10 protein-coding genes are annotated in these 23,985 nt (G+C 69.6%); all 10 read left to right on the top strand.

All coding sequences use genetic code 11. The features are described from left to right. Positions 1-41 precede the first annotated feature (41 nt). The 10 genes from ACE3SG_RS05125 to ACE3SG_RS05080 all read left to right on the top strand — a co-directional run bounded on the left by ACE3SG_RS05125 (position 42) and on the right by ACE3SG_RS05080 (position 23,983). On the top strand, positions 42-1,694 hold the full coding sequence (locus tag ACE3SG_RS05125; protein WP_374562919.1) for a 3-(methylthio)propionyl-CoA ligase: 1,653 nt from the start codon (positions 42-44) through the stop codon (positions 1,692-1,694). A gap of 111 nt (positions 1,695-1,805) precedes the next feature. Then, positions 1,806-3,035 carry a branched-chain amino acid ABC transporter substrate-binding protein gene (locus ACE3SG_RS05120; RefSeq protein ID WP_374562918.1) on the top strand — a complete coding sequence of 410 codons (1,230 nt, stop codon included), beginning with the start codon at positions 1,806-1,808 and terminating at the stop codon, positions 3,033-3,035. Between the two features lie 149 nt (positions 3,036-3,184). Continuing rightward, entirely contained in the window at positions 3,185-4,138 is a 954-nt protein-coding gene (locus ACE3SG_RS05115) for a branched-chain amino acid ABC transporter permease (RefSeq protein ID WP_374562917.1), read from the top strand. 174 nt (positions 4,139-4,312) lie between these two features. After that, positions 4,313-5,617: a branched-chain amino acid ABC transporter permease gene (locus ACE3SG_RS05110; RefSeq protein WP_374562916.1), complete on the top strand. Its 1,305-nt coding sequence runs from the start codon at positions 4,313-4,315 to the stop codon at positions 5,615-5,617. A 73-nt stretch (positions 5,618-5,690) separates the two neighbouring features. Further along, entirely contained in the window at positions 5,691-6,491 is an 801-nt protein-coding gene (locus tag ACE3SG_RS05105) for an ABC transporter ATP-binding protein (RefSeq protein WP_374562915.1), read from the top strand. Beyond that, complete coding sequence (locus ACE3SG_RS05100) at positions 6,488-7,195, top strand: ABC transporter ATP-binding protein (protein WP_374562914.1); 708 nt, start codon at positions 6,488-6,490, stop codon at positions 7,193-7,195. Before ACE3SG_RS05105 ends, ACE3SG_RS05100 begins: the two co-directional genes overlap by 4 nt. 165 nt (positions 7,196-7,360) lie before the next feature. Continuing rightward, on the top strand, positions 7,361-7,927 hold the full coding sequence (locus tag ACE3SG_RS05095; protein WP_374562913.1) for an ECF-type sigma factor: 567 nt from the start codon (positions 7,361-7,363) through the stop codon (positions 7,925-7,927). Positions 7,928-7,966: 39 nt separating this feature from the next. Next, positions 7,967-10,693 carry a protein kinase gene (locus tag ACE3SG_RS05090; RefSeq protein ID WP_374562912.1) on the top strand — a complete coding sequence of 909 codons (2,727 nt, stop codon included), beginning with the start codon at positions 7,967-7,969 and terminating at the stop codon, positions 10,691-10,693. Between the two features lie 101 nt (positions 10,694-10,794). Further along, entirely contained in the window at positions 10,795-18,309 is a 7,515-nt protein-coding gene (locus tag ACE3SG_RS05085; RefSeq protein WP_374562911.1) for a SpvB/TcaC N-terminal domain-containing protein, read from the top strand. An 82-nt stretch (positions 18,310-18,391) separates the two neighbouring features. Then, positions 18,392-23,983, top strand: coding sequence for a hypothetical protein (locus ACE3SG_RS05080; RefSeq protein WP_374562910.1), 5,592 nt, complete (start codon positions 18,392-18,394; stop codon positions 23,981-23,983). Positions 23,984-23,985: the final 2 nt, after the last annotated feature.

Genomic DNA, 23,985 nt, shown 5'->3' with positions numbered 1-23,985 from the left:
CGCCTGCCTATCATGCGTGGCAACCCTGACAGGAGACACCCATGTCCGCACTTGCCGGCCAGATGATGAGCATGCCCTTGTTGATCTCTTCGCTGATCCGCCATGCGGCGCGACACGCGGCGGACACCGAGATCGTGTCGAAGCGGGTCGAGGGCGACGTGCACCGCACGACCTGGGCGCAGGTGGAGCGGCGCTCGCGCCAGGTGGCGCAGGCGCTGGCCCGGCTGGGCTGCGGCCCTGGCGATCGGGTGGCCACGCTGGCCTGGAACGGCTACCGCCACCTCGAGCTGTACTACGGCGCCTCGGGCTCGGGCCTGGTGCTGCACACGATCAACCCGCGCCTGTTCCCCGAGCAGATCGCCTGGATCGCCAACGACGCGGCCGACAGCGTGCTGTGTTTCGACCTGACCTTCCTGCCGCTGGTCGAAAAGCTCGCGCACGAGTTGAAGACCGTCAAGCACCTGGTGCTGATGACCGACCGGGCCCACATGCCGGCCAGCACCGGGCTGGCCAACCTGCGCTGCTACGAAGAGCTGGTCGAGGCCGAGAACGCCGACTACCATTGGCCGGCGCTCGATGAGAACGCCGCGTCGAGCATCTGCTACACCTCGGGCACCACCGGCCACCCCAAGGGCGCCGTCTACAGCCACCGCTCCACCGTGCTGCACGCCTACGGCTCGGCGCTGCCCGACGCGATGGACTGCTCGGCGCGCGACGTGATCCTGCCGGTCGTGCCGATGTTCCACGTCAACGCCTGGGGCCTGCCGTATTCGGGCGCGCTGGTCGGCGCCAAGCTGGTCTTCCCCGGCCCGCACCTCGACGGCAAGTCGCTGTTCGAGCTGTTCGAGGAAGAGAAGGTCACCTTCTCGGCCGGCGTGCCCACCGTGTGGCTGGGCCTGCTGACCTACATGAAGACCAACGGCTTGAAGTTCAGCAGCTTCAAGCGCACGGTGATCGGCGGCTCGGCCTGCCCGCCGGCGATGATGAAGACGCTGCAGGACGACTTCGGCGTCGAGGTGATCCACGCCTGGGGCATGACCGAGCTGAGCCCGCTGGGCACCTTGTCCAAGCTGACCTCCAGGCAAGACGCACTGCCGCGCGACGCCCAGCAGCGCCTGCTCGAGAAGCAGGGCCGCGTGATCTACGGCATCGACATGGCGATCATCGACGACGACGGCAAGGCCCTGCCGTGGGACGGCGTGGCCGCCGGCAACCTGGTGGTGCGTGGCGGCTGGGTCATCAGCAGCTACTTCCGCCACGCCGGCGAATCGCCGCTGGTCAGCGTGGACGGCGAGCCCGGCTGGTTCCCCACCGGCGACGTGGCGACGATCGACGCCGATGGTTTCATGCAGATCACCGACCGCAGCAAGGACGTGATCAAGTCCGGCGGCGAGTGGATCAGCTCGATCGACCTGGAGAATATCGCGATGGCGCACCCGGGCGTGCACGAGGCCGCCGCCATCGCCTGCAAGCACCCCAAGTGGGACGAGCGGCCGTTGCTGGTGGTGGTGCCCAAGCCCGGCGCCACGGTGACGCGCGACGAGCTGCTGGCTTTCTTCGAAGGAAAGATCGCCAAGTGGCAGATCCCCGACGACGTGGCGTTCGTGGCCGACATCCCGCACACGGCGACCGGCAAGGTGCAAAAGCTCAAGCTGCGCGACCAGTTCAAGGCCTACACCCTGCCCACGGCCTGAGCCGTGCGGCGCTGTCCCGCTGGCGACAGCGCCGTTCGGGGAACCCCCGAAACCTGCCCGCGGCAATCGCCGCTACCGTCCGCACTGCGGTACAGCACTTAGGAGACAACCATGGCAACGCGACGTTCTTGGTCTCTGGCAATGGGCGCGGCGCTGCTGCTGCAAACGGGGCTGGCGTGCGCCCAGGCGGGTGAGACGGTGAAGATCGCCTTCATCGATCCGCAATCGGGCCCCTTCGCCAACATCGGGCAGAACATTCTTCGCACCTTCCAACTCGCCGCCGAGCGCGCCAGCGCCAAGGGCGGCGTGAAGTACGAGGTGGTGGCCTTCGACAACAAGGCCTCGCCGCAGGAAAGCCTGAACGTGCTGAAGGCCGCGATCGACCAGGGCTTTCGCTACGTGGCGCAAGGCAACGGCTCGGGCGCGGCGGCCGCGATCCTCGATGCGGTCAACAAGCACAACGAACGCAACCCCGGCAAGGAGGTGGTGTTCTTCAACTATGCCGCGGTCGACCCCGACCTGACCAACAGCAAGTGCAGCTTCTGGCACTTCCGCTTCGATGCCGACACCTCGATGAAGATGGAGGCGATGGTCACCGCGATGTCCGAAGACCCGTCGGTCAAGAAGGTCTACATCATCGGCCAGAACTACGCCCATGGCCAGCAGGTGTCGCGTTATGCCAAAGAGATCATCGCCCGCAAGACGCCGGCGGTGCAGGTGGTGGGCGACGAGCTTCACCCGCTGGGCCAGGTGAAAGATTTCGCGCCCTACATCGCCAAGATCAAGCAAAGCGGTGCCGACACGGTGATCACCGGCAACTGGGGCCAAGACCTGGCACTGCTGGTCAAGGCCGCGAAGGACGCCGGGCTCGACGCCAAGTGGTACACCTACTACGCCGGCGCCCAGGGCACGCCCACCGCGATCGGCAACGCACTGGCCGGCAAGATCACCACGGTCTATGGCTCGTACTCGAACCTGCCGGGCGAATACAGCCAGTTCCGCGACGCGTTCCACGAGAAGTACAAGCAAGACTTCTCCACCTCGACGGTGCTGCACCTGTTCGCCACGCTGCAAGGCGCGATCGCGAAGGCCAAGTCGACCGACCCGGTCAAGGTGGCCCAGGCGATGGAAGGCCTGGTGGTGCGCTCGTATGCCGGCGAGATCACGATGCGCGCGTCCGACCACCAACTGCAGCAGCCGCTGTTCTTTGCCACCTGGCAGAAGACCGACGCGAAGCAGAGCTACAACGTCGAAGAGACCGGCAACACCTTTGCGCTGACGAGGATGTACCCGTCGTACGTGTCGGCCACGCCCACCTCGTGCCAGATGAAGCGGCCCTAGAGAAATGGCACCCGGTGGCTGAATACAGCCACCACCCGCCGGGCGGATAGCGCGGCCGCTGCGGAGCGGCCGTGCGCTGGCCGCGCTCGGCGACGGGCCGGCTTCCAGACGACGATCGAACTGAATTTGGGACTTCTCACCCGCGCCCCATGTCTCTCGAAGCCTTCGTCATCTCGCTTCTGAACGGCATCAGCTACGGCCTGCTGCTGTTCATGCTCAGCTCTGGCCTGACGCTGATCTTCAGCATGATGGGTGTGCTGAACTTTGCCCATGCGAGCTTCTACATGCTGGGCGCCTACCTGGGCTACACGATCTCGGGTTATGTCGGCTTCTGGCCGGCGCTGGTGCTGGCGCCGCTGGGCGTGGGCGCGCTGGGGGCGATGTTCGAGCGTTTCGCGCTGCGCCGCGTGCACAAGTTCGGCCATGTGCCCGAGCTGCTGATCACCTTCGGCCTGTCGTACGTGGTGCTCGAACTGGTGCAACTGGTCTGGGGCCGCGCGGCGGTGCCTTATGCGTTGCCGCCGCTGCTCGACGGGCCGCTGTTCACGCTGTTCCAGACCCAGTTTCCCCGCTCGCGCGGCTTCATCATGCTGGTCGCACTGCTGATGCTGCTGGGGCTGTGGCTGCTGCTGACCCGCACGCGGGTCGGCCTGGTGATCCAGGCGGCGCTGACGCACCCCGACATGGTCGAGTCGCTGGGCCACAACGTGCCGCGCGTGTTCATGATGGTCTTCGGCGGCGGTGCTGCGCTGGCCGGGTTGGCCGGCGTGATCGGCGGCAACACCTACGTCACCGAGCCCGGCATGGCAGCGGGGGTGGGGGCGATCGTCTTCGTCGTCGTGGTGGTCGGCGGCATGGGCTCGCTGGCCGGGGCGTTCCTCGCTTCGCTGCTGATCGGCGTGATGGTGAACTTCGCCGTCGCGCTCGACCAGTCGGCGTTGGGGCTGCTGGCCGCGCTGGGCATCAAGGCCGGCCCGGACACCTTCGGCCACGCCTTGCTGCAACTGAAGATCTCGCAGGTGGCGCCGATCCTGCCGTTCCTGCTGCTGGTGTTGATGCTGGTGTTCCGCCCGCGCGGGCTGCTCGGCACGCGAGAAGACTAAGGAAGGTGCGAACGAACTCGCCATGACCGCTCATCCCGCCCAAGCGACGCCACTCGTCGTTGCAAATGCTCGCCGTAGTGCGAACTACGGCTGTGCTTTGCGCCTAGATTGGCGCCACTCGGACGGCCTGCTCGGCCACGCCGAGTCCATTCACACCTTCCCATGAGCTCCGTGATGACACCGTCCGCTGCTGCAAGCTTCCATTGGAAGCCTTTCAACATCGGCCGCTGGATCATCTGGGGCGGCTTCGCGCTGATCCTGCTGATCGCGCCGCGGCTGTTCACCAGCGGGCTGTCGCTGACGCTGCTGTCGCAGATCGGCTACGTGATCATCATCTGCCTCAGCTACAACCTGCTGTTGGGGCAGGGCGGCATGCTGAGCTTCGGCCACGCGGTCTATACCGGGCTGGGCGCGTTCTTCGCGGTGCATGCGATCAACCTGGCCAGTAAGGGCACGCTGCCGATCCCGCTGCCGTTCATCCCGCTGGTCGGCGGCCTGGCCGGTCTGGGCGTGGCGGCGATCCTGGGCTACCCGTCGACCAAGAAGGCCGGCACGCCGTTCGCGATGATCACGCTGGGGGTGGGTGAGCTGGTGTTCGCGATGTCGCTGATGTTCCCCGACTTCTTCGGTGGCGAAGGCGGCGTCAGCACCAACCGCGTCTACGAGACCAAGATGTTCGGCTGGACCTTCGGCCCGGCGCTGCAGGTGTACTACCTGATCGCGTTCTATTGCTTCGTCTGCACCGCGGCGATGTATGCCTTCACCCGCACGCCGCTGGGCCGCATGCTCAACGCCGTGCGCGACAACCCCGAGCGCGTGGCCTTCATCGGCTACGACACCCAGCGTGTGCGCTACCTGGCCTTCATGATCGCCGGCTTCTTCGCCGGCATCGGCGGCGCGTTCAACGCGATCAACTTCGAGATCGTCACGGCCGAGACGGTGAGCGCCATCCGATCGGGCGGCTACCTGTTGTTCACCTTCCTCGGCGGCGCCACCTTCTTCTTCGGCCCGATCATCGGCGCGGTGCTGCTGGTGCTGTCGTCGGTGCTGCTGTCCGAGATGACGCAGGCCTGGCAGATCTACCTCGGCTTCGTGTTCCTGTTCATGGTGATGTACGCGCCCGGCGGCGTGGCCAGCCTGATCATGATGAACCTGCGCGTCGCGGCCTTCGGCAAGCTCGGCCGCATCTGGACCGCCTACCTCGCGCTGGGTGGCGCCGGCGCGGTGCTGCTGGCGGCGGTGGCCGGCCTGGTCGAGATCATCTACCACCTGCAGCTCGACTCGTCCGGCGAAGGCGGTGTGCGCTTCTTCGGCACCACGCTGAACGTGAGCCACACCGACACCTGGGTCGGCATGGGCCTGGTGTCGGTCACGGCGCTGGGCCTGTTCGAGCTGGCCCGCCGCCGCTTCTTGCACGAGTGGGGCGAGACCCAGGCCGAGATCGAGAAAGAGATCAAGCGGCGGGAGGCACAACTATGACCCCCAAGACACCGCAAGCGGCGTCGGCCCCCCAAGGGGGCGCGGCGTCCTTGGGGCGGCCCGGCAGACGCCTATGACCGCACCGACCCCGGCCGTCGAACTGCGCGCGGTCAAGAAGTTCTTCGGCAAGACCGAGATCATCCGCGGCGTCGACCTGGCGGTGAAGGCCGGCGAGCGCGTCGCGATCATCGGGCCCAACGGCGCCGGCAAGTCGACGCTGTTCAACCTGATCAGCGGCCGCTTCGGCCCCAGCAGCGGCGAGATCCTGCTGCACGGCCAACCGATCGGCGGCCTGAAGCCCTACGAGATCAACCGCGCCGGGCTGTCGCGCAGCTTCCAGGTCAGCAACCTGTTCGGCCGCCTGAGCGTGTTCGAGAACATCCGCTGCGCGCTGCTGTGGGCAATGGGGCATCGCTACGAGTTCTGGAAGTTCCTGTCCGGCCTGCGCGACGTCAACGACCGCACCGAGCAGGTGCTGGAGCAGATCCACCTGCACCGCAAGCGCGACCACCTGGCGATGAACCTGACCTATGCCGAGCAGCGCGCGCTGGAGGTGGGCATCACCATCGCCGGGGGCGCCAGCGTGATCCTGCTGGACGAGCCGACCGCGGGCATGAGCACCAGCGAAACCGCGCGCTTCGTGCAGCTGATCCGCGAGGTGACGGTGGGCAAGACCTTGTTGACGGTAGAGCACGACATGGGCGTGGTGTTCGGCCTGGCCGACCGCATTGCCGTGCTCGTCTACGGCGAGTTGCTGGCCTTCGACACGCCCGAGGCGGTGCGCGCCAACCCGCGCGTGCAAGAGGCCTATCTCGGCTCGGTGTTGGCTGAGACGCAGGCGGCCGGAGCACAAGCCGCGGGAGCCCACGCATGAGCGGGCCGTTGTTGGAGCTCAAAGACCTGCACGCCTACTACGGCAAGAGCCACGTGCTGCATGGCGTGAGCCTGAACGTCGGCGAGGGCGAGATCGTCAGCCTGCTGGGCCGCAATGGCTCGGGCCGCTCGACCACCGTCAAGTCGATCATGGGGCTGGTCGACGCGACCGGCTCGGTGCGCTGGCGTGGGCAAGAGCTGATCGGCAAGAAGGCCTTCGAGATCGCCCACCTGGGCCTGGGCTACGTGCCCGAGAACCGCGACATCTTCCCCAAGCTCACGGTGCACCAGAACCTGATGCTGGGCGAGAAGCGAGGCGGCAAGAAGCCGAGGTGGAGCTTCGACGACATGTACGGCATGTTCCCGCGCCTGAAAGAGCGCCAGCACACCGAGGCCGGCGTGCTCAGCGGCGGCGAGCAACAAATGCTCACGCTGTGCCGCACGCTGATGGGCGACCCCGACCTGATCATGATCGACGAGCCGACCGAAGGCCTGGCACCGAAGATCGTCGAGCTGGTGGCCGAGTATTTGCGCGAGCTGCGCCGCCGCGGCATCTCGGTGCTGCTGGTCGAGCAGAAACTGACCATCGCGCTGCAAGTGTCTGAACGCTGCCTGGTGATGGGCCACGGCCAGATCGTGTTCGAGGGCACGCCGGCTGCACTGAAGGCCGATGCCTACATTCGCAAGGAGTGGCTGGAGGTCTGACACACGCCCCCCCGCCACCACCTGGCCCACGGCCGCCCAGCCGGTGCTGAGTGCCGGCACTGGGCCAAAAAGTTGCGTTCGTGACTCCCCCGTATGGGGGATGGCGGGGGCGGGTGCAAGCTCCGACATTCGCGACTCGCCGCTTCTCGGCCGAGCACGTGTCCCATGAACGATTCCTGCGAGTCAGATGCCTGCGTTGCGCCGGGCGCGCCCCCCGGCGGATCCCACGCGCATGACCCGCGGTTTGCCGCGCTGTATGCCGAGTTGCACCGCGTTGCGCACCGCGAGGCCCGGCGCCACGGCGCCCTGGGGCAGCTGAGCACCACCACGGTGCTGCACGAGGCCTACCTGAGCCTGGCGCACCGCAACTCGCCCGACTTTCTCGACCAGGGCCACTTCATGGCCTACGCCGCGCGCGCGATGCGCGGGCTGGTGATCGACCGGGTGCGGGCGCGCGGGGCGGCCAAGCGCGGCGGCGACGTGCAGATCACCGTGCTGGACGCCGAAACCGCCGAAGACATGCCGGACGCGCAGGCGCTGCAGCGCATCAGCGACGCGCTGGACGACCTGGCCGGGCTCGAGCCCGAGCTGGCGCAACTGGTCGATCTGCGCTTCTTCTGCGGCTTCACGATGAGCGAGATCGCCGCGCAGCAAGGCATCTCGGTGCGCACCGTGCAGCGCCAGTGGGACAAGGCGAGGGCGCTGCTGTACCGGGCGATGAGCTCGGATTGACCGCGCGATGCGCCGTGCATGCGTGGGTTTGCGGGGGGCATGCTGATGCTGCCCGACCGTGAGCGCTGGCAACAGCTGAGCCCGTTGCTCGACGAGCTGCTGGACTTGGCGCCGGCGCCACAGGCCGCGCGCCTGGCCGCCTTGCGGGCCGAGCAACCGGCGCTGGCCGCCGAGCTGGCCTTGCTGCTCGACGCCCATCACAGCGCGGCCGAGGCGCGTTTCCTGGACGGCACCGCCGCCGCCGCTGCGGCGCCGATCGCCGAGTCACCCACGCTGGCCGGCCAGCGCCTGGGGCCCTACACGCTGATGGCGCCGCTGGGGCAGGGCGGCACCGGCAGTGTCTGGCGCGCCCGGCGCGACGACGGGCGTTTCGACGCCCATGTGGCCGTCAAGCTGCTGCACCTGTCGCTGGTGGGGCAGGCGCCGGCGCAGCGGTTTCGCCGCGAGGGCCAGATCCTGGCGCGGCTGACGCACCCGAACATCGCCCACCTGCTCGACGCCGGTGTCAGCGAGGGCGGCCAGCCCTACCTGGTGCTCGAGCTGGTCGACGGCGAGCGCATCGACCACTATTGCGACCGCCGCCGCCTGACCGTCGAGCAGCGGCTGGCCTTGTTTGCCGACGTGCTGTCGGCGGTCTCGCACGCGCACCGCCACCTCGTCATCCACCGCGACATCAAGCCGACCAATATCCTCGTCGACGAGGGCGGGCGCGTGAAGCTGCTCGACTTCGGCATCGCCAAGATCGTCGAAGACGAGACCTGGGCGCTCGGTTCGACCGCGATCACGCGCGAGGGCGGCGGCCAGTCGTTCACGCCGGAATACGCCGCACCCGAGCAGTGGCGCGGCGAGCCGGTGACCACCGCGACCGACGTCTACGCCCTGGGTGTGCTGCTGTACCAGCTGCTCGCTGGCCGGCACCCCACCGCCCCTGAGCAGGCCACCGCGCAGCAGGTGATGCAGTCGACGCTGCGGGTCGAGCCGGCGCGCCTGTCGGCCGCCTGCAGCACGGCCGCGGCCGCGGCGCGCGAGACCACGCCGCCCAAGCTGGCGCGGCGCCTGCAAGGTGACCTGGCGAACATCGCCGCGCGAGCGCTGAGCAAGGCGCCGTCGCACCGCTACGCGACCGTCGACGCATTGGCCGAAGACCTGCGGCGCCACCGCGACCACGAGCCGGTCGGCGCGCGGCCCGATGCGTGGGCCTATCGCCTGGGCAAGTTCGTGCGGCGGCACCGCGCGGCCGTGGGCGCCGGGGTGCTCAGCACCGTGGCCATTGCCGCGGGCCTGGCCGGCACGCTGTCGCAGGCTCGCATCGCCGAGCACGAGCGCGACCGCGCCGTGCGGCAGCTGGTGCAGACCGAGGCGGTGGAAGAGTTCCTGACCTTCCTGATCAGCAGCACCGCGAACCGGCCGCTCAGCACGCTCGAGCTGCTGGAGCGCGCCGGGCAACTGGCCAATGCGCAGTTCGCCGACGCTCCCGCCATCAAGGCCCGGCTGGAGCTGACGCTGTCAGGCGTCTACAGCGAGATCGACGCGCAGGACAAGACGCTGGCGCTGCTGACCCAGGCCCGCGCCTCGGCGCAGCGCGCGGGCGACGTCGACCTGCAGGCCCAGATCGAATGCGCCGAGGTCAGCGAGACCGACCTGGAGCCCGACTCGAAGCGTGCCGCGGCGCGCTACGACCGTGCCATGGACACGCTGCGCGCGCACGCGGCCGGCGACACGGTGACGCTCGCCTACTGCCACCACACGCGCGCGATGCGCGCCTTCGAGCTGGGCGACTATCCGCAAGCGTTGACCGACGAGCGCCGCGCGCTCGAATTGATGGGCGAGTCCCGCCCAGGCAACCGGACGCTGTGGGTGGCGATGCGCCAGGGCCTGGCGGGTGCGCTCGCCAAGACCGGCGACCTGGGCGCGGCGCTGGAGCAGTTGCAGGCGGCGATCGACGAGCTCAACGCGATGGGCCGCGCCCACACGATCGGCGCATCGACTCTGCTCAACAACCAGGGCGTGCTGCTGTCCCGCGCGGGCGACCCGCTGCGCGCGCTGGCCGCTTTCGACGGCGCGATCGAGGGCATGCAGGACGGCGGGGGCGTGGACGCTGCGACGCCGGCGAGCCTGGGCAACCGCGCCCGCACACTGCTCGAACTGGGCCGGATCACCGAAGCCCAGCAGGCGCTCGAGCAGGCGCTGGCGTCGGCCGCTGCACGCGGCGACACCCGCAGCCCGCCGTTCTCGATCACCGCCTTCGGCTGGTGCGCGCCGGGCGACCTGGCGGCCTGCGAGCAGCGGTTCGAGGCGGCCCACGAGCGCATGGTCGCGCAGCTGCCGCCGAGCCACCCGGGCCTGGCCAACGCCGACCTCAACCACGCCCGCATGTTGATGGACGCGGGCCAGGTTGAGCGCGCCAAGCCGCTGCTCGAACGGGCCATGTCGATCTATGCCCAGTCGGACGGCGGCGAGCCGGGCCGCATCCGTGCGCTGACGCTGCTGGCGCGCAGCGAGCTGCAGCTCGGCCACACCCCCGCCGCGCTGGCCCAGGCGCAGCGCGCCGTGCAAGAGGCGCGCGCGGCCGCGGTGGGCATCGCCCACAGCCAATGGCTGGGCCATGCCTTGCTGGCGCAGGGGCTGGCGCTGCGTGCCGCGGCCGACACGCGTGCGCCCGCGGTGCTGCGCGAGGCGCTGGCGCAGCTGCAGCCCACTGTGGGCGACCGTGCCGCTGCGGTGATCGAGCTGCGGGGCCTGCTGGCCGACGGGACACCGAAGTAACCATTGGTAAACGCTGGCAGAGCGCGCCGGCACCTTGCGATTAGCCAAGTGGGCAGGACGATGTTTCACAACACCTGCCCATCGCAACGCAAGGAACAGCGATGGACAACCAGCAGGCGGGGGCGCAGGCAGCAGGCAGCGTTCTGACGCTGCCGCAGGGCGGCGGCGCGATCAAGGGCATCGGCGAGACATTCCAGGCCAACGTTTTCAGCGGCACGGCCCGGCACAGCGTGCCGATCGCCTTGTCACCGGGCCGGCACGGCGTGGGGCCGAGCCTGTCGCTCGACTACAGCTCGGGCCACGGCAACGGCATCTTCGGCCTCGGCTGGCAGCTCTCGCTGCCGCGCATCACGCGCAAGACCGAAAAGGGTTTGCCGCGTTACGGCGACGACGACGTGTTCGTCATGTCGGGCGCCGAAGACCTGGTCCGTTGCCTGCAGCAGGTCACGGACGCGGACAGCGGCGAGGCCCGCTGGGTGCTGCAAGATCCGATCGTGCGCGGGGATTTCTCGGTGTTCTTCTACCGCCCGCGCACCGAAGGGCTGTTTGCGCGCATCGAGCGCTGGGTGCATGCCGCCAGCGGCGACACGCACTGGCGCACGATCACCAAAGACAACGTGACCAGCGTCTTCGGCGCCTCGCCCGCCACACGCCTGGCCGACCCGGCGGACGACCGGCGCGTGGCCCAATGGCTGCTGCAGGAAACCTTCGACGCGCTGGGCCACCACAGCCTGTTTGAGTACGCGGCCGACGACCCCGGGCTGTATGGCGCCGACCCCGACGCGCGCCTGCCCGACATCTACGAGCAGCACCGGGTCGCGACGCAGCGTTACCCGCGTCGCATCTACTACGGCAACCTGGCCGAGCCGCTGCTCGATGCACAAGGGCAGCCGATCACCTATGCCGACGGTGCGCCGGTCGGCCACCTGCGCCAGGGGCGGCGCTACGCGTTCGAGGTGGTGTTCGACTACGGCGACTGGGCCACGCCCACCTGCTGGCCGCACCCCGCGCCGCTGCCCGACGCGCAGCAAGAGACCTTCGGCGCCGACCCGGCCACGTGCAGCACCGGCCGCTTGGCGCCGCTGCGCCCGGATCGGTTTTCGAGCTTTCGCGCCGGCTTCGAGGTTCGCACGCTGCGGCGCTGCGCGCGGGTGCTGATGTTCCACCACTTCGCCGAGCTGGCCGCGCCGAGGCTGGTCCGCTCGACCGACTTCAGCTACCGCATCGACACCGACACCCAGGCCTCGCTGCTGAGCAGCGTGACCGTCACCGGCTACGACCAGGACGCGGGCGGCGCCTACCGCTCGGCCAGCATGCCACCGCTGGCCTTCGACTACGCGCCATTCAAGCCCCACGAGCAGCGCTACCAGCCGCTGAAGGCCCTGGGCGGCGAGATGCCGCCGCTGGCCTTGCGAGACCCGGGTATGGCGCTGGTCGACCTGTTCGGCGACGGCCTGCCGGACGTGCTGCAAACCGGCGCCGACGGCTTTCGCTACTGGCGCAACCTGGGCAACGGCCTGCTCGACCGCCCGCGCCTGCTGCCGCAGATGCCGGCCGGCATGTCGCTCGACCAGCCCGGCGTCGGCTTCGGCGACATGGCCGGCAACGGCCTCGTCGACCTGCTGGTCAACACCGGCGCGCTGCCCGGCTTCTTCGAGACCACACCCGACGGTGCGTGGAAGCGATTCACGCCCTACGAGACCGTGCCGGGCTTCTTGCCGGGCGACCCCAACCTGCGCATGCTCGATCTCACCGGCGATGGCCGGGCCGACGCCTTGCTGACCCGCGACCAGCAGTTCCTGTGGTTCGAATGCCTGGGCGAAAAGGGCTTCGGCCCGGGGCAGGGCGTGGCCCGCATCCACGACCTGGCGCAGTTCCCCGATGTCTTCTTCGACGATGCGTCCGGCCGCGTGCGCCTGGCCGACATGACCGGCGACGGCCTGACCGACATCGTGCTGGTGCACGAGGGCCGCATCGACTACTGGCCCAACCTGGGCTACGGCCGCTTCGGCCCGCGCGTCACGATGGCCAACGCGCCGCGCCTGAACGGCAGCTTCGACCCCAAGCGCCTGTTCCTTGCCGACCTCAACGGCACCGGCTGCGCCGACCTGGTCTACGTTGACTTCCAGCGCGTGCACTTCTGGTTCAACCAGTCGGGCAACGCCTGGGGCGAGCGGCAGACCATCGTCGGCACGCCCGCGGCCAGCGACGCCGGCGCGGTCGAATTCGCCGATGTGTTCGGCACCGGCACGGCCACGCTGCTGTGGAGCCACGACGCGGTCGATGCGGGCGACGGGCACTACAAGGCGCTCGACTTCTGCGGCGGCGTGAAGCCCTATGTGCTGACCAGCACCGACAACAACCTGGGCAGCACCACACGCATCAGCTATGCGCCGTCGACCCGCTACCAGCTGCAAGACCAGGCCAACGGCACACCCTGGTTGACCACCTTGCCGTTCCCGGTGCAGGTCGTCGACAAGGTGGAGTCGATCGACCACATCGGCCGGACCAGGCTGGTCACCACCTACCGCTACCACCACGGCCACTTCGACGGCCGTGAGCGAGAGTTCTGCGGCTTCGGTCGCGTCGACCAGTTCGACACCGAGTCGTTCGACGACTTCCTGAGCCTCGGCCTGCAGGGCGATGACCTCCCATTCACCAACGCCGACCCGGCGTTCTACGCCCCGCCGGTGGAGACACGCACCTGGTTCCAAACCGGCGCCTGCTTCGACCCGCAAGACCTGACCCAACGCCTGCAGCCCGAGTACTACCAGCAAGACAGCCAGGCCGTGCCGCTGGCACCGCACGAGATGGACGCCGGTGACACGCCGGCCGAGGCCTGCCGGGCTCTGCGCGGCGCGCCGCTGCGCAGCGAGGTGTATGCGCGCGACGGTCACGCCCAGGCGGCGCACCCCTACCAGGTCAGCGAGAGCCGCTACCGGGTGGCGCAGCTGCAGCCCCGGCTCGACAACCACCACGCGGTGTACTTTCGCCACACGCTGGAAAGCCTGAGCTACCACTACGAGCGCAACCCGGCCGACCCGCGCATCGGCCACGAGCTCACGCTGGCGGTGGACGCCTTCGGCCAGCCGCTGAAGACCCTGAGCATCGGCTACGGGCGGCGTCACGCCGACCCGAACCTGCCCACGCCCGCCGACCGCGCCCGGCAGACCACCACCTTGATCACCTACACCGAGGCGCGGTACACGCAGGCCATCGACGACCCGCACGCCAGCCCCGACGCCCACCGCATGCCGGCACTGTGCGAACGCCTTGCCTTCGAGCTGACCGGCTTTGCGCCACTCGTGCCAGGGGCGCCGCGCTTCAGCCACGCCGAATGGGTGGCCGACGACTTCTCGCGCATCAACGACGCGCCCAGCCTGCCCTACGAAGAGCCGGCCGACGGGGTGAACCCGCAGAAGCGCCTGATCGAGCAATCGCGCATCCACTACCGCAGTGACGACCTGAGCGGCCTGCTGCCGCTGGGGGTGATCCAGCCGCTGGCGTTGCCCGGCGAGAGCCGCCAGCTGGCATTCACGCCCGGCCTGTTGGCGCAGGCCTATGGCGACCGGGTCGACGCGGGGCTGCTGGCGGGCTGCCGCTACGTGCCGGGCGACAACGACGACGGCACCTGGTGGATCCCGTCGGCGCGGGTGTTCTATTCCCCCGGCCCCGACGACACGCCCGCCGACGAGCTGGCGTTTGCGACCACGCACTTCTTTGCCCCGCTGCGCACCGTCGACCCCTTCGGCAACACCAGCGTCACCACGCTCGACCCCTACGCGCTGTTGACCCGCGAAACCCGCGACGCGGTGGGCAACCGAACCGAGGCCGAGCTGGACTACCGCGTGCTGCAACCGCGCCGCTTGACCGACGCCAACGGCAACCGCAGCGAGGTGGTCTTCGACGCGCTGGGCCTGGTGGCCGGCAGTGCGGTGATGGGCAAGGTGGGCGAGACGCTGGGCGACTCACTGGCCGAGTTCACGCCCGAGCTGACGCCGGCGCAGCGCGAGGCCTTCTTGGCCGACCCGATGGCGCAGGCCGCGTCGCTGATCGGGTCGGCCACCACGCGCATCGTCTACGACCTGGCGCGTTACGAGCGTGAAGGCCAGCCGGCCTTCGCGGCGGTGCTGAGCCGCGAGACACACGCCAGCGATGCGCTGCCCGAGGGCGGCTTGAAGCTGCGGCTGAGCCTGGCTTACTCCGACGGGGCGGGGCGCGAGATCCAGAAGAAAGTGCCCGCCGAACCCGGCCCGCTGGTCGATGGCGGCCCAGTGGCCGAGTCGCGCTGGGTCGGCAGCGGCTGGACGGTGTTCAACAACAAGGGCAAGCCGGTCCAGCAGTTCGAGCCCTTCTTCGACGACACGCACGCGTTTCGCTTCGAGCGCCGGGCCGGTGTCAGCGCCACCTTGTTCTACGACCCGCTCGAGCGCGTGGTCGCCACGCTGCACCCCGACCACCGCTGGGAGAAGGTGGTGTTCGACCCATGGCAACAGGCCAGCTGGGATGTGAACGACACCGTGCTGATCGACGACCCGGCCGACGATGCGGATGTCGGCGGCTTCTTTCGCCGCCTGGCTGCGGCCGACTACCTGCCGACCTGGCTGCAACAGCGCCAGCAGGGCCGGCTCGGCGAGGCCGAACAGGCGGCCGCGGCCAAGACGGCGCTGCACGGCGCCACGCCCTCGCTGGCAAATGCCGATGGGCTGGGCCGCCCGTTCCTCACGGTGGCCCACAACCGCTTCGAGCAAGACGGCGGCACGACCGACGAGTGGCTGATGAGCCGCTCATGGCTCGACATCGAGGGCAACCCGCGCGAGGTCGTCGATGCCAACGGCCGCATCGTGATGCGCACGGCGTTCGACATGCTCGGCCACCGCATCCGGCAGACCAGCATGGAGGCGGGCGAGCGCTGGGTGCTCAACGACGTGGCCGGGCACGCCGCCTTCGCCTGGGACCACCGCGACCACCGCTTTCGCCACACGGTGGACGCACTGCGCCGGCCGCTCGAAACCTTCTTGCAAGCGGGCAGCGGTGCCGAGCAGCTGATCGGCCACACGGTGTACGGCGAAGGCGTGGCCGACGCCGAGGCCCGCAACCTGCGCGGCCAGGTCTTCCAGCAGTTCGACCAGGCGGGGGCGGTGACCAGCCAGGCCTACGACTTCAAGGGCAACCTGCTGGTGGCCACGCGCCAACTGGCGGTCAACTACAAGACCACGCTGGACTGGTCGGCCGACCCGTCGATGGAGCCTCAGGTCTTCACCAGCGGCACCGCCTACGACGCCTTGAACCGGCCCGTGGCGCTGACCGCACCCGACGGCAGCGTGACCCGGCCCCGCTTCAACGCCGCGGGGCTGCTGCAGGCCGTGGGTGTGCAACTGCGCGGCGCGACGGCCGAGACGCCGTTCGTCAGCCAGATCGACCACGATGCCAAAGGCCAGCGCACGGCAATCGCCTACGGCAACGGGCTGCGCACCACCTGCGCCTACGACCCCGCCACGCTGCGCCTGACGCGGTGCCAGACGCTGCGCGGCAACGAAAGCCTCCAAGACCTGGCCTACGTCTACGACCCGGCCGGCAACATCACGCACATCGAAGACGCGGCCCAGCAGACGGTCTACTTTCGCAACCAGGTCGTCACGCCCAGCGCCGACTACACCTACGACGCGGTCTACCGGCTGCTTGTGGCCGAAGGGCGCGAGCACATCGGCCAGGTGTCGCAGCCCGAGACGAGCTGGAACGACGCGTTTCGCATCCACCTGCCGCACCCGAACGATGGCCAGGCGATGCGCCGTTATGTCGAGCGCTACCGCTACGACCCGGTCGGCAATTTCCTGCAGCTGGCGCACCAGGCGACCAACGGCAACTGGACGCGCGGCTACAGCTACGACGAAGCCAGCCTGATCGAGCCCGACGCGCGCAGCAACCGCCTGAGCAGCGTGGTGGTGGGCGGCAGCGAGCCCCAGCGCTTCGCCTACGACCCGCACGGCAACCTGGCCACGATGCCGCACCTGGGCAGCCTGGCCTGGGACCACCGCGACCAGTTGCAGCAGGTCGACCTGGGTGGCGGCGGCACGGCCTACTACGTCTACGACGCGAGCGGCCAGCGTGTGCGCAAGGTGGTCGAGAAGAACGGCGGCAACCTCGTCGAAGAGCGCATCACGCTCGGCGGCTTCGAGGTCTTTCGGCGCCGCAACGCCGCCGGCGCGGTCTTGCTCGAACGCGAATCGCTGCACGTGATGGACGACCGGCGCCGCATCGCGCTGGTCGAGACCCGCACGGTTGGCGACGAGGTCGAGGTGCCGGTGCAGCTGGTGCGCTACCAGCTCGGCAACCACCTCGGCTCGGCCTCGCTCGAGGTCGACGCCGATGGGCAGATCATCACCTACGAGGAGTACTACCCCTACGGCAGCACCGCCTACCAGGCCGGGCGCAGCGCCACCGAGGTCAGCCTGAAGCGCTACCGCTTCACCGGCATGGAGCGCGACGAAGAGACGGGGTTGAACTACCACGGGGCCCGGTACTACGCACCCTGGCTGGGGCGCTGGGCCAGCTGCGATCCGAGCGGCCTGAGCGGCGGCATCAACCTCTATGCCTATGCGGCCGGCTCACCCGTCGTGCTGGTCGACACCGATGGCCACCAGCCGCGCCACTGCGAACCGGTGTCCGTGCCGGTGAACGAGCCGTCCCAATCGATCGTCTGGCGCGGCAAGCCGCTCGGGCCCACGGTGACCCTGCCGCGGCCCGGCTGCGCGGTGAAGGGCGATGGCCGCCAGCCGGCACGGCGCGCGGGGTCGCAGCCCCGCGGCGGCGCCAGCCAGCCAGCGCCGCGCAGCGACGGTGCCGGCGGCCCGCGGGGCGGTGCGTCATCGTCACAGGGCTTGGATGCAGGCCGTGGGCAACCGGCCCCCGGCGGCACCGATGCTGGTGGGCAGGACCCGCCCGGCCCGGCCACGCAAGGCCAGGGTGGGGCGGGCGATCAACCGGGCACCGGCACGACCGGCCGACCCGGGGCACCCAGCGGGTCGCCGGCCGGCCGCCCCGGCGTGCCGAACGGGTCGCCGAACGGCCGACCCGATGGCGCGGCAAAGCCGTCGCCCGGCGGCGAACAGGGTGGCGACGGCAGCGGTGGCCAACACGGCCCGACCTCGGTGCTGGACACCCTGGCGGCCGCGGCGTCGCTGATCCTCGACCCCAACAGCCTGTACGAGGCCCAGCACTCGGGGCGCACCGGCAAGGGGGCCCAGGTCGGCAGCTCGTTCGGTTTTCTCAGCGGTTGGCTGGCCCAGGTGCTGGTCGTCGGCATGGTCATCTGGCAGACGGCCGGCGGGCTGATCAAGAAGGGCCTCAAGCAGCTCGGCGAAGGCCTGGGCTGGCTGAAGAGCAAGCTGCGTCTGCCGGGCTCGGCGCTGCCCAAGGCCCTGCCGCCGGCGGCACCCAAGGCGCTGCCGCCGGGTGAGCCGCAGATCCTGACCGGGCCTGGGGAGACGCCGATCGACGCCGGCCCCTACCGCACGCCACAGACGCCGACGCCACCTCGCCCGCCCGAGCCGACACCGCCGGACCCGTGGTCCGCCGTCGAGCCGCAGCTCAACAAGAACCAGCGCAAGCGCTAGCGCGGCCACGCTTCATCGGCTGAAACAGCGGCATCCAAAAGCGGCCCTTGGTGGCCGCCCACTCTCACACAGGGACATGCACATGCAAAACAGATCGAACCCCGTGCAGGCTGCCGACATCGAGTCGGCCACCGCACCCCAGAGCCACACCACCGCATCGAACCAGGCCCGCGGCGCGGCGGCGCAACTGCTGGTGCCACCGAAAGACTTCTACCACCTCGACCCCGAGATCACGCTGAGTGCGCCGCCGTTGGCCGGCGGCGCCTTCACCGTCAGCGGCACCGCGTCGTGCGACCTGTTCAAGGACATCCCGAACGACGAACCCAACATTTTCGTTCGCCACGCCGACGAGACCATCACCAGCGTTCAGGTCACGGTCGGCGCGGCGGGCACCTTCACCGCCACGCCCACCGGGCCCGGCAACACGCCGTGGACCAGCTGGACGCTGCCGGTCAGCGGCATCGCCGGTGGGTCGCAGCTGATCACCGCCAAGGTCTTCGCGAGCGATCCACCGAACGCTCCGGGCTCGGCCGCCACCACGAGGACCGTGGTCGTCGACAACACGCCACCCAGCATCGCCATCAACCCGCCGGCCGATGTGCTGGTGCCGGCGCCGCCCTTCATCGCCACCATCACCGGCACCGCAGCCGACACCCCTGCGGGGGTGGCGGTTGTCGAATGGCGCTATGCCGACGGCCCCTTCACCGCCGCGGCGGGCACCAACAGCTGGGCGGCGCAAGTGGCGCTGCAGCCCCGCGTCGGCGACCACGTGGTGGTGCTGCGGGCGCGCGACAACCTGGGCAACCAGAGCGCCGAGCAAAACGTGACGGTGAAGCTGGGCGACAAGACCGAGCCTTCGGTCGGCATCGACGTGCCCTCGGTCAATGCACCGGCTTTCCCGCTGGTCGATGGCTCGGTGACCATCGACGTGCGCGGCACCGCGTCGGACACGCAGACCGGCGTCGCGCTGGTCGAATGGTCGCTGGACAGCGAAGCGGCCTACACCCCGGCCACCCCGCGCGCCGAGGGCGACTGGTCGACCTGGAGCGCCCGCATCACGATCGACGAGGCGGGCTCGCACACGATCTTCGTGCGCGCCACCGACAACGCGCCGCTGGCGCCGAACCGGTTCGTCGTCAACCGCGCGGTGGTCGTGGCCGAGCCGTTCGAGCCGGCCGATCCTTCGGCGGTGTTCAGCCCTGCGGCCTACCTGGACGACCTGCTCGACTTCACGACGCACCGTGCCAAGACCTCGCACGAGGGTGAGCCGATCAGCCGCCAGTTGCTGGTCGACACCTACCTGCAACCCTTTGCCGAGCTGGTGAGCCAGGACAACCGGCCGGTGGCCAACCTGGCCGCCAGCCAGGTGCGCCTGTGTGTCGACGTGCTGCGCCGCTACATGGCCAAGCACGAGCGCGCGGTGCCCAGCGAAGGGGAGGCTGCGTACCGGCAAGCCGCCTACGCCGCGCTGCTGGCCGGGCTGGGCACCTCGTATGAAGAGATCCGCCTGGCCCGCGTGGCCGACGGCGCGTCACGCGAGGCATTGGCCAGCCGCCTGGGCATCGGGCTGTCGCAGTTTCGCCCCGACCGGCTGGACCAGTTGCTGCTGCAACCGGCCGACGTGAGCGAAGCGGCGCTGAAGGCCTTGTTCGGCCTCGAGGAAACCGCGCTCAAGCCGCTGAGCGACAGCTTGCTGCCCGAGGCGCAGCTGCTGATCTGGCAGAAAGAACACCTGCGGGCCCTGTGGCAGCAGCAAGACGACGCGGCGCAGTCACCCTTCGGCACGCCGCTGCCGCTGATCGACCCCGACCTGCTGGTGGCGCAAGACCTGCGCACGCCCAGCCCCGGCAACGCCGCCCATGACCTGTGGCTGTCGCGGCAGGGCGACCTGGCTGCCTTCGTGGCGGCGCAAGACGCGGCCCGCCGCGCCCAGGCGACCCAGGAAGCGGGCTTCGACAAGATCGTCGGCGACACGCTGGGCCCGGTGGCCGAGCTGCTGGCGCTCGACGAGGCGCACCGGCAGGGCAACGACATCGAACCCGACTTGCTGGCCAGGCGCCTGACGATGCCGGCCTTCGTGCACCTGATGCGGGTGCGCGAGCTGGCGGTCGCCGCCAGCGTGCTCGATGCCGAGTGGGACGACGTCTACGCCATCCTGACCCAGGTCAACAAACTCGGGCGTTATGCCGCCTGGCGCAGCGAGGAACAGCAGAAGGGCCTGATCCTGGCGCCGGATCATTTCCGCCTGCTCGACGCCACCGAGGCCCCAGCCGCGGTGCTGCCGGCCTGGCGCGCCACGCTGCAGGCCCGCCAGGCCTGGCGCCGCACGCTGGACGCTCGCCTGCAACAAGAGCAGACGGTGACGCAGGCCATGCAGGCGGTGGTGGGCAGCGCCGAAGAGGCCGCGCTGCCCTTGCTGCGCCAGGCCTGCATCGTGGCCATCGCCGCCGAGCGCGACCCGGTGCTGATCGCCGACCGGCTGACGCGTGAGCTGGGCATCGACTGCCGCGACGAGGGGCACCAGAAGACCACCCGCGCGCTGCAGGCGCTGGCCACCTTGCAAGAGGTGTTGCTGTCGCTGCGCACCGGCCGCCTGAAGACCGAGCCGCCGGTGCTGGGCACGGTCAACCCTGCGGCCGACTGGGAGCTGGCTTTCGACGCAGACAAGCCCTACCTCGAAGCCGACTTCGACGAAGAGTGGCTGTGGATGGGCGGCTATGCCACCTGGAACGCGGCGATGCGGGTCTTCGCCTACCCCGAGAGTTACCTGCTGCCCGAGCTGCGCCCCGTCTCTTTGGCCGACACCGACCAGCGGCCGACCACCGCGCAGACCGACGCCTTTGGCGACTTCCTGACCGCGCTGCGCGACCAGCCGCGCCTGACCCCGGTGCAGGCGCGCAAGCTCGCCAGAGACTATCTGGCGCAGTTGGCCACCGAAGCCCTGTCGCCACCGATGCCGGTGGTGCTGAACGGCGTGGTGATCACCGACCAGCTGACCGATGCCGAGCTGGCGGCGCGGCGCCAGTTCGTTCGCGACGACGTGTTCGCCGCCAACGGCTACACCGCGCTGTCCGAGGTGCCCAGCTACCTGCAGGAGATTTTCTACTTCGTGCCGATGGCGCTGGCGCTGCAGTTGCAGCAGTCGGGCCAGTACCTGGTGGCGCTGGACTGGATCGAGACCGTCTACACCGACCACTTCGCCGCCGGCGACCGCAAGATCTACACCGGCCTGGTGCTGGAAGAGAGCATCCAGACGCACTACCAGCGCAACCCCGACAACTGGCTGCGCGTGGGGCTGAACCCGCACGAGATCGTTTCGGTGCGGGCCAGTGCCTACACCCGCTTCACGCTGATGAGCCTGGCGCGTTGTTACCTCGACTTTGCCGACGCCGAGTTCACCCGCGACGACGGCGAGGCCGTGGCCCGCGCCCGCGTGCTCTACGGCGCCGCGCTGGGGCTGCTCGCGTTGCCCGAGATGCAGGCGCCCGGCAGCGGCGGCGACGCCTCGCCGTTCCCGCCGAACCCGGTGCCGCAGGCGCTGAAGACCCGCGCCGAGCTGAACCTGTTCAAGCTGCGCAGCGGGCGCAACATCGCCGGCATCCCGCGCCAGGTGCCGCCCATCGTCCAGCCGTCGCTGACGCTGGATCGTCTGCCGGTGGCCGGCGACCTGCAGCGCCGCTTCAAGCCCACGCCCTACCGCTACAACGTGCTGATCGAGCGGGCCAAGAACCTGGTCAGCATTGCGCAGCAGGTCGAGCAGGCGTTTCTCGCCGCGCTCGAAAAGCGCGACGCCGAGACCTACAGCCTGCTCAAGGCCGGGCAAGACCTGCAGCTGGCCAGCGCCGCGGTCGACCTGCACACGCTGCAGGTGCTGGAGGCCGAGCAGGGCGTGGGCGTCGTCGAGCGGCAGCAAGACCGCGCCGAGACACTGCGCGACACCTACCAGGGCTGGATCTCCGCCGGCCTGAACGGCTGGGAGCGCGGCGTCATCGACAGCCACCAGCTCGCCGGCAACGCCGCGATCATGCTGGCTGGCGCCGACGCTGCACTGACCGCCGCGCAGGCCTTTGCCAGTGCGGCCGGTGCCGGTGTGTCGGGCGCCGCGGCGGGCGCGGCGGCGGCGAAGGTGGCTGCCCTGGCGTTTGGCCGGGCCGAGTTGGTGGCCCTGCACGCCGCTGCCGAAACGGCGGCGCAGGTCGACTCGGTGCGTGCCAGCTACGAGCGCCGCAACCAGGAATGGCAGCTGCAACGCCAACTGGCCGACAACGACCTGGCCACCAGCCGGCAGCAGCTGGCGGTGGCGCAAACCCACGCCGGCGTGGCCCGCCAGGAGGCGTTCATCTCCACCACGCAGCGTGACCACGCCGAAGCCACCGTGCAGTTTCTCGCCCACAAGTTCACCAGCGCCGAGCTGTATGCGTGGATGAGCGGCGTGCTCGGTGGTGCCTACAACTACTTCCTGCAGCAGGCCACGGCGATGGCGCAGCTGGCGCAGTACCAGCTGGGCTTCGAGCGGCAAGAGACACCGCCGGCCTTCATCAAGGCCGACTACTGGGAAGCCACCGACAACGCCGCGCCCACCGGCAGCGGCCAGAGCGAGGCGACGGACCGGCGCGGCCTGACCGGCTCGGTGCGCCTGCTGCAAGACATCACGCGGCTCGACCAGTTCGCGTTCGATTCCAACCGGCGCAAGCTGCAGCTGTCGGAGACCTTCTCGCTGGCACAGCTGTTCCCGGCCGAGTTCCAGCGCTTCCGCGAGACCGGCAGCCTGCCCTTTGCCACGCCGATGGCCTTGTTCGACCGCGGCTTCCCGGGCCACTACCTGCGGCTGCTTTCGCGGGTCAGCTTGTCGATGATCGCGCTGGTGCCGCCGCGCCAAGGTGTGCGCGCCACGCTGATCGCCTCGGGCATCTCGCGGGTGGTCACCGGTGGCGACACGTTCCAGGCCGTCACCGTGCGGCGCGACCCCGAGCTGATCGCCTTCACCTCGACCAGCAACGCCACCGGCCTGCTCGAGCTGCAGCAAGACCCCGGCATGCTGCGCCCGTTCGAGAGCATGGGCGTGGACACCAACTGGGAGCTGCAGTTGCCCAAGGCGGCGAACGCGTTCGACTTCGGTTCGATATCGGATGTGTTGTTCACGGTCGAATACACCGCGCTGCAAGACTTCACCTACCGCCAGCAGGTGATCCAGCAGCTGGACGACAGCCTGAGCGCCGAGCGGGTGGTGAGCATCCGCGACCAGTACGCCGACCAGTGGTATGCGCTGCACAACCCCGAGCATGCGCAGGCGCCGATGACGATCACCTTCACGCTGGCGTCGCAGAGCCTGCCGCCGAACCTGCGCGACGTGCAGATCCAGCAGGTATTGCTGGCGGTCGCGCGGGCCGACGGCCAGACCTTCGAGATCGGCAGCACGCAGCTGATGCTGACCCCGCAAGGCGAGACCTCGGCCATCGGCGGCACCGTGGGCGGGACGACCGACGGCCTGGTCAGCACCCGGCGCGGCAACGGCAGCGCGTGGATCCCGCTGATCGGCCAATCACCGGTCGGCGACTGGGCCCTGACGCTGCCCGACACCGAGGAGATGCGCAACCGCTTCAAGAACGAAGAGATCGACGACCTGCTGTTGGTGCTGACCTACGAGGGCCGCACGCCGGCGTGGCCGATGTAGGC

The sequence above is a fragment of the Ideonella sp. genome (assembly GCF_041914305.1).
In the GTDB taxonomy this organism is placed as follows: domain Bacteria; phylum Pseudomonadota; class Gammaproteobacteria; order Burkholderiales; family Burkholderiaceae_C; genus Ideonella.
The sequence above is the reverse complement of the archived record's forward strand: the minus strand, read 5'-3'. Positions and strand labels throughout refer to the sequence as shown.